Source organism: Donghicola eburneus (assembly GCF_900115865.1).
GTDB lineage: Bacteria > Pseudomonadota > Alphaproteobacteria > Rhodobacterales > Rhodobacteraceae > Donghicola > Donghicola eburneus.
This window is the reverse complement of sequence record NZ_FOXY01000004.1, coordinates 321,082-333,987: the sequence shown is the minus strand read 5'-3', so window position 1 is coordinate 333,987 and position 12,906 is coordinate 321,082. Positions and strand designations below refer to the sequence as shown.

General features: G+C 60.8%; 11 protein-coding genes. 7 read left to right on the top strand and 4 right to left on the bottom strand.

Features of this window, described 5'->3' with window-relative positions; translation table 11 throughout:
• Positions 1 to 38: 38 nt before the first annotated feature.
• Positions 39 to 1,001 carry a porin gene (locus BM225_RS09225; RefSeq protein ID WP_072709232.1) on the bottom strand — a complete coding sequence of 321 codons (963 nt, stop codon included), beginning with the start codon at positions 999 to 1,001 and terminating at the stop codon, positions 39 to 41.
• A gap of 296 nt (positions 1,002 to 1,297) precedes the next feature.
• Here BM225_RS09225 and BM225_RS09220 point away from each other — a divergent pair, with 296 nt between their 5' ends.
• The gene (locus BM225_RS09220; RefSeq protein ID WP_072709230.1) at positions 1,298 to 1,780 is read left to right on the top strand and encodes a DUF3576 domain-containing protein; all 483 of its coding nucleotides are present in this window, start codon (positions 1,298 to 1,300) and stop codon (positions 1,778 to 1,780) included.
• Between the two features lie 71 nt (positions 1,781 to 1,851).
• Here the strand turns inward: BM225_RS09220 and BM225_RS09215 are convergent, their stop codons facing one another.
• Entirely contained in the window at positions 1,852 to 3,108 is a 1,257-nt protein-coding gene (locus BM225_RS09215; protein ID WP_072709228.1) for a glycosyltransferase, read from the bottom strand.
• A gap of 156 nt (positions 3,109 to 3,264) precedes the next feature.
• On the opposite strand from BM225_RS09215, the gene leuS reads away from it, so the two are divergent.
• The 3 genes from leuS to holA are packed head-to-tail and all read left to right on the top strand — an operon-like array spanning position 3,265 to position 7,356.
• Entirely contained in the window at positions 3,265 to 5,844 is a 2,580-nt protein-coding gene (gene leuS, locus BM225_RS09210; protein WP_092464210.1) for a leucine--tRNA ligase, read from the top strand.
• Entirely contained in the window at positions 5,831 to 6,331 is a 501-nt protein-coding gene (lptE, locus tag BM225_RS09205) for an LPS assembly lipoprotein LptE (protein ID WP_072709226.1), read from the top strand. Before leuS ends, lptE begins: the two co-directional genes overlap by 14 nt.
• Positions 6,328 to 7,356: a DNA polymerase III subunit delta gene (gene holA, locus BM225_RS09200; protein ID WP_072709224.1), complete on the top strand. Its 1,029-nt coding sequence runs from the start codon at positions 6,328 to 6,330 to the stop codon at positions 7,354 to 7,356. Before lptE ends, holA begins: the two co-directional genes overlap by 4 nt.
• On the opposite strand, the gene BM225_RS09195 is transcribed toward holA, so the two are convergent.
• Positions 7,353 to 8,510 carry a TIGR03862 family flavoprotein gene (locus tag BM225_RS09195; RefSeq protein WP_072709222.1) on the bottom strand — a complete coding sequence of 386 codons (1,158 nt, stop codon included), beginning with the start codon at positions 8,508 to 8,510 and terminating at the stop codon, positions 7,353 to 7,355. The two genes, holA and BM225_RS09195, sit on opposite strands and share 4 nt — an antisense overlap.
• 55 nt (positions 8,511 to 8,565) lie before the next feature.
• Here BM225_RS09195 and BM225_RS09190 point away from each other — a divergent pair, with 55 nt between their 5' ends.
• Positions 8,566 to 8,871, top strand: a complete 306-nt coding sequence (locus BM225_RS09190; protein ID WP_072709220.1) for an HNH endonuclease — start codon at positions 8,566 to 8,568, stop codon at positions 8,869 to 8,871.
• A 69-nt stretch (positions 8,872 to 8,940) separates the two neighbouring features.
• Here BM225_RS09190 and trhO read toward each other — a convergent pair whose 3' ends face one another.
• A complete protein-coding gene (gene trhO / locus BM225_RS09185; RefSeq protein ID WP_072709218.1) occupies positions 8,941 to 9,858 on the bottom strand; it encodes an oxygen-dependent tRNA uridine(34) hydroxylase TrhO in 918 nt (305 codons plus the stop codon).
• A gap of 102 nt (positions 9,859 to 9,960) precedes the next feature.
• Here trhO and pncA point away from each other — a divergent pair, with 102 nt between their 5' ends.
• The gene (gene pncA, locus BM225_RS09180) at positions 9,961 to 10,569 is read left to right on the top strand and encodes a bifunctional nicotinamidase/pyrazinamidase (protein ID WP_072709216.1); all 609 of its coding nucleotides are present in this window, start codon (positions 9,961 to 9,963) and stop codon (positions 10,567 to 10,569) included.
• Positions 10,570 to 10,638: 69 nt separating this feature from the next.
• Positions 10,639 to 12,870, top strand: a complete 2,232-nt coding sequence (locus tag BM225_RS09175; RefSeq protein ID WP_092464194.1) for a PAS domain-containing hybrid sensor histidine kinase/response regulator — start codon at positions 10,639 to 10,641, stop codon at positions 12,868 to 12,870.
• Positions 12,871 to 12,906 lie beyond the last annotated feature (36 nt).

The window sequence follows — 12,906 nt, the reverse complement described above, 5'->3', positions numbered from 1 at the left end:
AAAAGCCCGCTCTTCCCTGATCAAAGATCTAGATGACCTTAGAAGGACATCGACAGACCCAGCGAGTACATGTTGATCGGATCGTCGCCCGAAACACCTACGAGGTCCACGGTCTGCTCACCGTAGCCAGCCTGCAGAACCAGGCCGCCGCCGAGGTCGTAGTTCGCCGCCAGACCGAAGCCTTTGTCGGTCGAAGCGCCGTCGGTGTGGATCTCACCGTAGTTTGCACCCAGCGACAGAGCGTCCATGGTGTAAACCATTGCGATGTTGTAGCGAGCTGCAACTGCGTCAACTGCGCCGTCTACGTTGGTGATGCCCTCACCGTAGTTTGCAACTACGTCAACTGCACCGAAGGTGGTCGAAGCCGAAACCATCCAGCCTTCTTGGTCTTCACCGCCCTGGTAGCCGGCACCGAAGTCGTAGCCTGCTACCGAGTAGGTTGCGCCGAAGCCCCAAGTGGTGCGGTCTACGCCCTCGTCGTCGGTCTCAGCCGACAGCGACAGGCCGAAGCCAGCGATCGAGTAGTCGTAACGCGCAACCTGGCCGTCCAGCAGGCCGTCCATGAACGCTGCGCTCTTGACCGAGTAGGTGGTCGATGCGTCTGCGATGTCACCGATCAGGTCGGTTTCAGCAACTGCTTTGTCCAGAGCGCCGTCGGTGTCGCCCATGGTCAGGGTGCCGAAGTCGCCCGAGATGAATACCGCTTCGGGGCCGCCGTCGGTTGCCGCGAAATTACCGTTCGAGTCTTGCGACTCGTCCAGGTCAATGGTCGCACCGAAGGTGATACCGTTGTCCGACTCACCCGACAGGGTGAAGGTGACGTCGATGTCGGTGTGGAACTGGTCAGCGAAGTTCTCGTCGTTGTTGTTACCAGCAACGTTGGTGATACCCTGATCGCCGCCGATGATACCCATTTCTGCCGAGCCCGAGAGGCTCACTTCTGCCGAGGCGATGCCTGCGGTTGCGATCAGCGCGGTGGTCGCGAAAAGAACGTTTTTCATTTTTTCCCTCATGTGTCGTAAGGCACGTACCAATCCGGTGTACCGGTTTTGATGAAGTTTGAATGCACCCAACGACCCCCTTGTTGCAAGTCAACGATGGCACCCCTTGGCAACAAACAGTTAAGTGATGCTCATTTGCCACAAGAGAATTTCCGGAGCGTTTCCACAGTCTTTCGATGATCAGACGCGCACGAAATGCGGCCCCTTATAGTACAAGAAACAAAAGCTGCCTTGTCGGCAGGGATCAGGACCGCTAAGCAGCTAAAGTGACTTTTCGACTTTTTAGGAGAGCCCGCATGACCCGCGCGACGGCCCGTATTGTTCTACTCTCACTTGCGATGGCGACAGGCCTGACCGGATGCGGGAAATTTGCTTCCGAGAAGTCGGCACAGCAAGCCCGTGAGGATTTCTTTGAAGAGCAAGAAGTCGAAACTGACCGCACCAAGATTTTCAGCATGTTTATCAAGCCAGACCGCGAAGAGGTTGGCGAGGTTAACAGGTACCTCTGGAATGCGTCACTCGAAGTTCTGAATTTCCTACCTGTCGAAACCATCGACCCTTTCTCGGGTGTTGTGTCGACCGGCTACGGTACGCCTCCGGGCGGTGGTCGCGCATATCGCGCGACTGTTTACGTCACCGACAGTGCACTTGATGCCCGCTCGCTGAACGTAGCGCTCCAATCGCGGGGCGGTCCGGTCAGCATCGACACCCAGCGCGCAGTCGAGGATGCGATTCTTACCCGCGCACGCCAGTTGCGAGTTGCTGATCTGGGCATGTAAGCCCTTTGCAAACACCGGTGAATGAAAAGGGGCCCGCGGGCCCCTTTGTTATGTCTGCTATTCCCGCGCCTTTAATCTTGGGGATCGATTCTGGGTCGGGCGATCAGATTCTCGATCCAGTTCAGCTGATTGGGCATGCACACAGATTTCAGATCGTACTTGGAAACCGCCAACTCCCGCGCAGCCTTGCCCATCCGAGCTGCCAGTTCCTTGTCGTCCAGAACGGTGCACACGCGGTCAACCAGTCCATCTTTATCAAAGAAATCGACGAGGAGGCCGTTCTGCCCATCGACCAAAACTTCAGTCACAGGGGCCACATCGTTGGCAACGATCGGCGCTTCGCTCGCCATCGCCTCGATCATCGACCACGACAGAACAAACGGATACGTTAGATACACGTGCGCGCTCGTGACCTGCAGCATGGTCAGGAACTTGTCGTAAGGGATCTTGCCCAAGAAGTGGACGCGCGCCCAATCCTCGTCCGAGATCTGACCGCGCACTTCATCAATGAATATTTGCTTCCACGTCTGTCCGCGCGGCGCGGCGGCCCCGTAGCTGACACCATCGCCGCCCACGATCAGAACCGTCGCGTTCGGGCGCCGCTTGAGCAGCTCTGGCAGAGCCCGCATAAAGATGTGGTAGCCGCGATATGGCTCGAGGTTACGATTCACAAAGGTGATCACCTCGTCCTCTTTGGTTAGCGACAGCCCCGCAATCTCGAGACGCGCCTCCGGATTGGGGCGCACATTGTTTGTGTCGATCCCGTCATGAGAGATCGTGATCTTGGACTTCAAAGAATCCGGGTAGCTCGACAGCTGGAATTTCGTCGGGCAAATGCCCGCATCCATAATCTCGTGATGCAGGCGGTTGTTCAGGTTCTTCATCCGGATTCGCAGCGGCTCTGTCGCGACTTCGCGCACAGGGAATTCAGGATCGAAGTTCATCCCGCCATCCACGGACTGATAATACAGCTCACAAAACAGGCCGAGTCGGGCGTCAGGCCACACGTCCTTCATGAACAGCGACTCGCCCCAACCGGGGTGAGCGATCACGGCGACAGGGTTGAACCCTTGCTTTTTCAGATCAACAGCCGCGCGATAGGCGCCCTCGGCGCGGTGCAGCTTGGTGTCCATATCCAAGAGCCAACTGTGCACCTGCTGCGCTTTGGGCGCTTTGATCTGGTAGGGGACAACCGTGACACCTTCCCACTTCTTGACGCCATCGACCCGCGGGGTCAGCGCCAACACCCGATGTCCCTGAGCGGCAAGCGCCGGAGCCAAATGCTTGAACTGTCCGGGGAAGTTGTTGTGAATAAAAAGAATGTCCATAAAATAATCACTTCCACAAATCTGCCGCCCCAAGAGATAGTCAGAAGGCACGCGCCTTCACAACGGTAAATCCGTAAAAAAACAGGCTGCCTCTGGACCAAAAGGCCGCACAAGCCTATCACCCCGCGCAAGTATTGCATGATCGGGGACCACGAGATGTCGCGCTATTCCGCCAACGAGATCGAAGCCAAATGGCAAAAGGCCTGGGACGAGGCCGGAGTTTTCACCGCGGAACGCAGTGACGACAAGCCCAAGTACTATGTGCTCGAGATGTTCCCCTATCCGTCGGGCCGCATCCACATGGGCCACGTCCGCAATTACACCATGGGCGACGTGATCGCGCGCTACAAGCTGTCGACCGGCCATAACGTACTGCATCCCATGGGCTTTGACGCCTTTGGCATGCCTGCGGAAAACGCGGCGATGAAATCGGGCGGTCACCCCAAGGACTGGACCTATGGCAACATCGACGAGATGGTCAGCCAGATGAAGCCCATGGGCTGGTCGCTGGACTGGAACCGCATGTTCGCCACCTGTGACGTGGAATACTACGGTCAGCAGCAGGCGCTGTTCCTTGATATGCTGGAAGCCGGTCTGGTCTACCGCAAGAACGCCGTCGTGAACTGGGACCCGGTCGACATGACCGTTCTGGCAAACGAACAGGTGGAAAACGGCCGCGGTTGGCGCTCTGGCGCTCTGGTCGAGCGCCGCGAGCTGACCCAGTGGTTCTTCAAGATCAGCGATTACTCGGACGAACTTCTGTCCGCACTGGACACGCTGGACAACTGGCCCGCCAAGGTGAAAACCATGCAGGCCAACTGGATCGGCAAATCGCGTGGTCTGCAGTTTGCCTTCTCGACCGTGGACGCACCCGACGGGTTCGACCGGATCGAGGTCTACACCACCCGCCCCGACACGCTGATGGGCGCCAGCTTTATGGGCATCTCGCCTGATCACCCGCTGGCCAAGCAGCTGGAGCAGACCAACCCCGAGATCGCGGCGTTCTGCGCGGACTGCCGCCGCATGGGCACGACCGAAGAAGAGCTGGAAAAAGCCGAGAAGAAGGGTTTTGACACCGGCCTGACCGTGCGCCACCCCTTTGACACCTCGTGGGAGCTGCCGATCTACATCGCGAACTTCATCCTGATGGATTATGGCACCGGCGCGATCTTTGGTTGCCCCGCCCATGACCAGCGGGACTTTGAATTCGCCACCAAGTATGGCCTGCCCATCGCCCCTGTTTTCGTGTCTGCGGACGTGGAAGCGGACGGTGCAGATGAGTATTTCAAGCAAAAAGAAGAGGCCTTAGTTCCGATGAAGTCGGAAAAGGTCCGCTACATTCGCGGTTTCTGCGGCGCCGAGCTTCAGACCGGCGAAGAGGCTGTGGATGCTGCGGTCACTTTCTGCGAAGAGCAAGGCGTGGGCCAAGGCGTGACCAAGTTCCGTCTGCGCGACTGGGGTCTGTCCCGTCAGCGCTACTGGGGCTGCCCGATTCCCGTGGTGAATTGTGAGGCCTGCGGTGTGGTTCCCGAGAAGAAAGAGAACCTGCCGGTCAAACTGCCCGACGATGTAACCTTTGACGTGCCCGGCAACCCGCTGGACCGTCACCCCACATGGCGCAACTGTGACTGTCCGTCCTGTGGTGCGCCCGCGCGCCGCGAGACCGACACCATGGACACCTTTGTGGACAGCTCATGGTACTTTGCCCGCTTTACCGCGCCCCGTGCAGGCACCCCGACCGATGCGACCGAGGCCGAGTACTGGATGAACGTCGACCAGTATATCGGCGGCATCGAGCATGCGATTCTGCACCTGCTGTATTCGCGCTTCTTTGCCCGCGCGATGAACATCACCGGCCACCTGCCCGAAAAGTCCAAAGAGCCGTTCAATGCTCTGTTCACCCAAGGCATGGTGACCCACGCGATCTACAAAACCGAGGATGCCGATGGCCGCCCCGTCTACCACTACCCCGAGGAAGTGGAGACCAAGGATGGCAAGGTTGTCCTGAAAGACACCGGCGCCGAGGTCGAGGTTGTGCCCTCGGCCAAGATGTCGAAATCCAAGAACAACGTGGTCGATCCCTTGGCGATCATCGACACCTATGGCGCGGACACCGCCCGTTGGTTCATGCTGTCCGACAGCCCGCCCGAGCGTGACGTGGAATGGACTGCATCGGGCGCCGAAGCGACCTATAAGCACCTGAGCCGCGTCTGGCGTATTGCCACCGATGCTGTCGCCGACGAGACCGCTGCGAACGATCAGGACAAAGCCCTGCTGCGCGAGATGCACAAGGCGATCCACGATGTGACCGCAGGCGTCGAGAGCTTTGGCTTCAACGCGTCGATCGCGAAGCTCTATGGCTTCACCAACACGCTGGCGAAATCCAAGGCAGGCGGTGATGCAAAGCGCGAAGCGACCAAGATCCTTGCACAGCTCATGTCGCCCATCACCCCCCACTTGGCCGAGGAAATCTGGGCCCTTCTTGGTGGCGCCGGTCTGATCGCGCAGGCCGACTGGCCGCAGGCGGACGAATCGATGCTGGTCGAGGACGAGGTGACCCTACCCATCCAGATCAACGGCAAGCGCCGTGGGGAAATCACTGTCCCCAAAGATCTGGCAAAGGAAGAGGTTGAAAAGCTGGCCCTCGCACACGAAGCTGTGGTGCGTGCGCTTGATGGAAACGCACCGAAAAAGCTGATTGTTGTGCCGGGACGGATCGTCAATGTCGTCGTTTAACCTGACCCGCCGCGCCTTTGCCCTTGGCGCGGCAATGACCCTTGCTCTGGCCGGATGCGGTTTGAAACCGTCCCTGGCGCCGGGCGGGGCTGCACAGTCGCTGTTCGGGCGGCTGCGGGCACGTGACCCCGAGAACCGCACAGAATACCTGTTCGTGCGCCGGTTCGAGGAACGCGTCGGCCTGACCACGTCGGGCGATCTGGTGCTGGTCTATGATCTGGAGTTCTCGCGTACCGCCCAAGGCATCACGTCCGACCAGATCACCAGCCGCTTTATGTTGTCGGGCAAGGCGACCTATTCCGTCCGCCGCGCGGGTAGCGAGGCGTCCTTGGCCCACGGGTCTGTCACGGCCTTTACGGGCTATTCGGCCACCGGCTCGACCGTTGCGACTCAGGCCGCCCAAGCGGATGCCGCCGAACGTCTAGCCACCCAGCTGGCCGATCTGGTCGTCGCCCGCCTGACGGCAGAGGCCACGCGCCTGCAATGAAACTGTCTCCGCGCGACGCCACAAGCTATATCGCGCGCCCCGACCCAGGGAGGCCGGGGATACTGCTGTACGGTGCGGACCCCATGCGGGTCGCCGACCGGCGGCAAAAGATCGTCTCTCACCTGATCGGCCCCGAAGGCGAGGCCGAGATGCGCCTGAACCGCGTCCAAGGCGCGGACGTGCGCAAAGACGGCGCGCTCTTGTTCGACGCTTTAAAAGAACAAGGCTTCTTCCCCGGCCAGCGCTGCGTGTTTGTCGAGGACGCGACCGACGGCTGTGCCAAACCCATTGCCGCAGCTTTAGAAGGCTGGCGTCCGGGCGATGCCGTTCTTGTGGTCACGGCAGGCCAGCTTGCTGCCAAATCCGCCCTGCGCAAGGTTTTTGAAAGCCACCCACAGGCCTATGCCCTTGGCATTTACAACGATCCGCCCGGCCGAGAAGAGATTGAGGGCATCGTGCGGGAATCGGGCCTCGACCTGCCCGACCGCGATGCGATGGACGGGCTGGTTGCACTGGCCCAAACGCTGGAACCCGGCGATTTCCGCCAGACGGTTCAGAAGCTGGCGCTCTACAAATACGGTGACACCTCGCCCGTGACCGCCGAGGATATCACCGCCTGCGCCCCCGCCTCGACCGAGGCCGCGATTGACGACGTGCTCGATATCGTGTCGGACGGCAGCCCGCAAAAGCTTGGCCCCGTCATGCGGCGGCTCGAAGCCCAAGGCACCAAGCCGACCGAGTTGATGATCTTTGCCCTGCGGCACTTCAAAACCCTGCATGCCGTGGCCTCCGCCCCAGGCGGCCCCTCTGCTGGCATCGCTGCGCTCCGTCCTCCCGTTTTCGGCCCCCGCCGCTCGAAACTGGAACGTCAGGCCGGCCGCTGGCCCAGCCTGAAACTCCAAACCGCCATCGGGCTTTTGGTGGAAACCGACCTCAAACTACGCTCCGCAGGGCAAACCGCCCCGGACATGGCGCTGGTCGAACGCGCGCTCCTGCGCCTCACGATGCTGGGCAACAGCCGTTAATACCGCGCCGCGGCTAAGCCTGCCCAGCGCCCACTGGCCAGACACGCGGTCAGCAGATAGCCCCCCGTCAGGGCCTCCCAATCCAGCATCTCGCCGCAGGCAAACACACCGGGCCGCTCCCGCAGCATCAGATTCCCGTCCAGCGCGCTGAACCGCAGTCCACCCGCGACCGATATCGCCTCGTCCAAGGGACGCGGCCCCGCCAAGGCCAAAGGCAACCCCTTCAGCACAGGCGCCAGATCATCGGGCAAAGGCCGCGCGAATTCCTGTACCAAAGCCACCTTCACCGCCGGCATCGACAACGTTTTGCGCAGCCGGTTGGCCAGCGAATCCTTCGCCTTGCCCCGCGCCAAACGCTTGCGCACCTCGTCCACGGACAAATGCGGCAGCAGGTCCACGCGCAGGTCCGCCCCCTCTCGAACCGCCCGCGAAACAGCGTAAATCCCGCCGCCCTCGACCCCGCGGGCCGAGACAACGAACTCCCCCCGCTCTACCTGATCCCCCGCGATCAGGGCCACATCCTTCACCGGCTCGCCAAAATGCTTGGCCATATGTTCTGACCAATCGACCAGAAACCCCATGTTCGCAGGCTGGAACGGGGCCACATCCCCCACATACTCCGCCCAAGAACCGTCCGACCCCAGCCGCGCCCAGCTCGCACCACCGCATGCCAGCACAGTCACACCAGCGCGCAACACGACACGCCCCTCCGGCCCATCGACCAACACGTCATCGCCATCCCAACCGGCCCAGCGATGCCGCACCCGAATCTCGACCCCGTATCCGTCCAGCCGCCGCAACCAACTGCGCAACAAGGGCGAGGCTTTCATCACCTTCGGAAACACCCGCCCTGAACTGCCCACGAACAAGGGCACGCCCAGATCTTCGGCCCAGCCCATCACCTCGACCGGCCCAAAGTCGCGCAACGCCGGAACCAAAGGCTCCACCCCCGCACCATAAGCCGCCACAAACGCCGACATCTCCTCGTCCTTGGTGATGTTCAGGCCCGACTTACCCGCCATCAGGAACTTGCGCGCCACACTCGGCTTAGCCTCCAGAACAACCACGCGCCGTCCCTCGGCGCCCAGCATTTCGGCCGCCATCAGCCCAGCGGGTCCCGCGCCGATCACCAGCGCATCCACAACCTCGACCATGCCAGCCCCCTTGTTCCGAACAGAATTCGCGCCATGATTACCCACCGAGGCCCCGATGACACAAGAGCACCCCAATCCGATCTGCCCCCTTTGCGACCGCCCGATCCCACCGGGCGTCCCGCAAAGCTTGCACCACCTGATCCCGCGCCTGCGCGGCGGCAAAGGTGGCCCGACCATCCTGATCCACCACATCTGCCACAAAGAAATCCACGCCGCGATCAGCGAAACAGAGCTCGCGCGCCACTACAACACGCCCGAATCCCTGCGCGCTCATCCGCAGCTTGCCAAATTCTTTGCATGGGTCGCAAAACGGCCGCCCGACTTCATCTCGAAATCCAAAGGCGGCCGCCGCAAACGCTAATCTCTTTCTTGGGTAAAATACCCCGGGGGTGAATTGGCCAACGGCCAAGAGGGGGCAGCGCCCCCTGCATCACTCGTCCAGTGACAACGTCCCCAAATGGGTCTCTCCCCGCTCGCGGGCCAGTGCCATCTGCTTCTGCCGCTCGCGGAACCGCGCCTTGTCCGCATCAGTCGTCTCGTCCACGCACTGATGACAGCTCACACCCGCCTCATATTCAGGACGGCCCTTGTCCTCTGGCAGGATGGGGCGGCGACAGGCGTGGCACAACTCGTGCGGCCCTTCCTTCAAGCCGTGGCCCACGGACACCCGCCCGTCGAACACAAAGCATTCACCTTCCCACGTGCTCTCTTCTTCGGGCATCTCTTCGAGGTACCGCAGAATCCCACCCTTTAGGTGGTACACCTCGGGCACGCCCTGCTGCAGCAGGAAATTCGTCGACTTCTCGCAGCGGATGCCACCAGTGCAGAACATCGCCACGCGCTTGTTGTGAAAGCGGTCCTTGTTCTCTTCCCACCACTGGGGGAATTCACGAAAGGACTTGGTCATCGGATCGACCGCGCCCTCGAACGTTCCGATCGCCACCTCATAGTCGTTACGGGTGTCGATGGTCACCACATCGGGGCTGCGGATCAGCTCGTTCCATTCCTCGGGCTCCACGTAGTTGCCCACATGGGCCGTGGGGTCCACGTCGGGCTGGCCCATGGTTACGATCTCTTTCTTCAACCGCACCTTCATGCGGGGAAAGGGCGCCTTCTCGGCCGTTGCCTCTTTCCACTCCAGCCCTGCGCACCCGGGCAGGCTACGGATATGGGCCAGCACAGCGTCCAGACCATCACGCGGACCAGCGATGGTGCCGTTGATCCCCTCGCGCGCGAGCAAGAGCGAGCCTTTGACATCCCCCGCATCACAGACAGCCTTCAAGGGCCCCTGAAGCGCAGCGGGATCGTCGAAACGGGTGAATTGGTAGAGAGCAGCAATATAATACATGGCCGATGCACTTATTCCCCTCGTCAAATGCGATCAAGAGGCATGATTGACGCCGCCCCGCCCGCACCCTAGCGTAGACTCAGATGGGATGAAAAAATCACAATGCAGTACGCAGATACGGCTCTGATAGTCATAGATGTGCAGAACGACTTCTGCACTGGCGGTGCGCTCGCCGTCCCCGACGGCGAGGCCGTCGTTCCCCTGATCAACGCAATGCTGCCCGACTACGGGGCCTGTATCTTGACCCAAGACTGGCATCCCGGAGGACACAGCTCTTTTGCCAGCCAGCACGCGGGCAAAGAGCCCTTCGGAACCGTAGAGATGTCTTACGGCACCCAAGTCTTGTGGCCTGATCATTGTGTTCAGGGCACCCAAGGCGCTGAATTTCACGCCGATTTGCAAACGGACGCCGCAAACATGATCATTCGCAAAGGCTTCCGCCGCGACATCGACAGCTACTCAGCGTTTTTCGAGAATGACAGGACCACGCCGACTGGCCTAACGGGTTACTTACGCACGATAAATGTGCAAAAGGTCACGTTAGCCGGACTCGCAACTGATTTTTGCGTGGCGTATTCGGCTCTCGACGCAGCCCGTCAGGGATTTGATGTCACAGTAGACCTGCGGGCCTGCCGTGCCATTGATCTGGAAGGGTCTTTGGAATATGCGCTTTCCCAGATGGCGCAGAATTCCGTTCGGGTTGTGGACTAAAGGATCGACGTCCACAGTTCTTTTACAAGGTGCTTGGGTGTAGGTCCTGCCGCAAAGAGACCGAATGCAATGAGTGACGCCACCGCGCCGCAAGATCAAAACCAAAAGCTCTCGGCCAAAGAGGGCAAGTTCCGCGACTATGTCGGCGGACGGCTTGACCTCATGTATGTGCGTCTGGTCGTGGGCTCGCTTGGGGCGCTGATCCTGTATTTCCCGTACTCTTGGCACCTGACCGCCGTCGCCGTGGTCGCGGTATGTATGGCAGAGGCACTGGACACCATCTCGCTCAACCAATCGCTCAAGCGTCTGGACAAGGGCGGCCCTCTGACACCGGAACTGCGGTTCAGCACCGTCACCGCCGGATTTCAGGCCGTGCTCTTTTCTGCGGTCGTGATTGGCGCTGCGGCGCTGCAGCCCAATGAAACCATCGACATGTTCGTCATCTGCTACCTGTTCGCAGCGGTGATGAACTCAGGGGCCATTCTTTATTACAACCCGCCCGCCATTTTCATCCGCCTGCTGATCTACGGCTGCGCTCTGATCCTGATCCTGTCCGTACGCTGGATGACAATCGGGGCCTCGCCGCAACTGGCATACGAAACGCTGGCGTCGCTCCTTTTGGCGTACGTCGCCTATCGGCTCATCGAATTCACCGACGCCAGCTTCCAGCAACAGGACGCGGACCGCAGCGCAGCCGAAACGGCCCAAGCCTCTTTGCGCAAGGCGAACCAGCAGCTTGTGAAAAACGAAAAGTACCTGCAGCAGCTGGCCGCCGTGGCTGAAAACGCGAATGACTCGGTGATCGTCTTCGACAAAACCGGTCGCATCACGTGGGTGAACGACGCCTTTACCCGCCTGACGGGCTACAGCCTCAACGAAGTGATGGGCCGCCGCCCCAATGGCTTGCTGAATGGGCCGCTCACCTCGCGCGAAACAATTGCCAAGATTGACCACGCCGCAGCCACCCACACGCCTCTCCGGATCGAAGTGCAGAACTACACCAAGGCGGGCGAGCCGATCTGGGTCGAAACCAACCTCGTGCCCCTGCCGGATGTCGCCCAGAACGCGGGTGGCATGATCGCGATCGAGCGCAACATCACCCACTCCAAGGCGCGCGAAACCGAGTTGGCCGAAGCCATGCTCAAGGCCGAACGCAGCGAGCGGGCCAAGACCGAATTCCTTGCCACCACCAGCCACGAAATCCGGACCCCGATGAACAGCATCGTCGGCCTCGCGGATCTGCTGGCTGAACAGGACCTTTCGGACCAGTCGCGCCAGTATGTGGCCGCCCTTCAGGACACCGCCGAGTCTCTGGTGCGGATCGTGAACGACATCCTCGACCTGTCCAAACTCGAAGCAGGCAAGCTCAAGATCACCTCCAATGTGTTCGAACTGCACGAGTTCTTTGACAAACTCGACGGCCTGCTCCGCCCCCGCGCAGAGGCCAAGGGCCTGTCATTCTCCATCGACCTGCCCGACGATCTGCCGATGATCTACGCAGACGAAGGGCGCATCCGCCAAATTCTGGTCAACGTGATCGACAACGCGATCAAGTTCACCCCCACCGGCGGCGTCACCGTTTCAGTCCAAGGCTCGCGCATCGCCAACACCTGCCGCTTTGCCGTGGACGTGACGGACAGCGGGATCGGCATCTCGGAAGACGGCATGCGCCGCCTCTTTGGCTACTACGCACAGGCCGAAGACACGACCGCGCAGGAGTTCGGTGGCGCGGGCCTCGGCCTTGCCATTTCGCGCCATCTGGCCCGCGAAATGGGTGGCGATCTGACCGCCGTCTCCCACGAGGGCCAAGGCTCCTGCTTCTCGCTCTTCCTGCCCGTGCCCTGCGCCACCCGCCGCACGATCGAAGAACTACCCACCGCCGAAACCCCCGCCCCCGCGCCAGAGGATCTGACCGGCCGCACCGTCCTAGTGGCCGAGGACAACGCCACCAACCGTATGCTCATGAGCAAATTCCTCGAAAAATGCGGGGCAGAGATCCTCTTTGCCGAAGATGGACAGCAAGCGATCGACACCACGACTGCCGCCCATCCCGACCTGATCCTGATGGACATGCAGATGCCCGGCGTTGACGGGATCGAAGCGACCCGCCGCATCCGAACGCTCGACCTGCCCCAACCCTATATCATCGCCCTGACCGCCAACGCCCAAAAGGACGACCGCGACTCTTGCATCGCAGCGGGCATGGACGATTTCATGACCAAACCCGTGCGCAAGGTCCAACTGCTCGAGACCCTACATCAGGTCCTGTCAGAGCGCCCCGTCGTGGAAAAACCGCTTTGATAACAAGGCACGCCTAGCGTACACCTGTCCTGTTAC

What these genes read in the sequence shown, in the direction of transcription:
- BM225_RS09225 (WP_072709232.1), bottom strand. Translation starts at nt 1,001, where the DNA reads ATGAAAAACGTTCTTTTCGCGACCACCGCGCTGATCGCAACCGCAGGC.
- BM225_RS09220 (WP_072709230.1), top strand. Translation starts at nt 1,298, where the DNA reads ATGACCCGCGCGACGGCCCGTATTGTTCTACTCTCACTTGCGATGGCG.
- BM225_RS09215 (WP_072709228.1), bottom strand. Translation starts at nt 3,108, where the DNA reads ATGGACATTCTTTTTATTCACAACAACTTCCCCGGACAGTTCAAGCAT.
- leuS (WP_092464210.1), top strand. Translation starts at nt 3,265, where the DNA reads ATGTCGCGCTATTCCGCCAACGAGATCGAAGCCAAATGGCAAAAGGCC.
- lptE (WP_072709226.1), top strand. Translation starts at nt 5,831, where the DNA reads ATGTCGTCGTTTAACCTGACCCGCCGCGCCTTTGCCCTTGGCGCGGCA.
- holA (WP_072709224.1), top strand. Translation starts at nt 6,328, where the DNA reads ATGAAACTGTCTCCGCGCGACGCCACAAGCTATATCGCGCGCCCCGAC.
- BM225_RS09195 (WP_072709222.1), bottom strand. Translation starts at nt 8,510, where the DNA reads ATGGTCGAGGTTGTGGATGCGCTGGTGATCGGCGCGGGACCCGCTGGG.
- BM225_RS09190 (WP_072709220.1), top strand. Translation starts at nt 8,566, where the DNA reads ATGACACAAGAGCACCCCAATCCGATCTGCCCCCTTTGCGACCGCCCG.
- trhO (WP_072709218.1), bottom strand. Translation starts at nt 9,858, where the DNA reads ATGTATTATATTGCTGCTCTCTACCAATTCACCCGTTTCGACGATCCC.
- pncA (WP_072709216.1), top strand. Translation starts at nt 9,961, where the DNA reads ATGCAGTACGCAGATACGGCTCTGATAGTCATAGATGTGCAGAACGAC.
- BM225_RS09175 (WP_092464194.1), top strand. Translation starts at nt 10,639, where the DNA reads ATGAGTGACGCCACCGCGCCGCAAGATCAAAACCAAAAGCTCTCGGCC.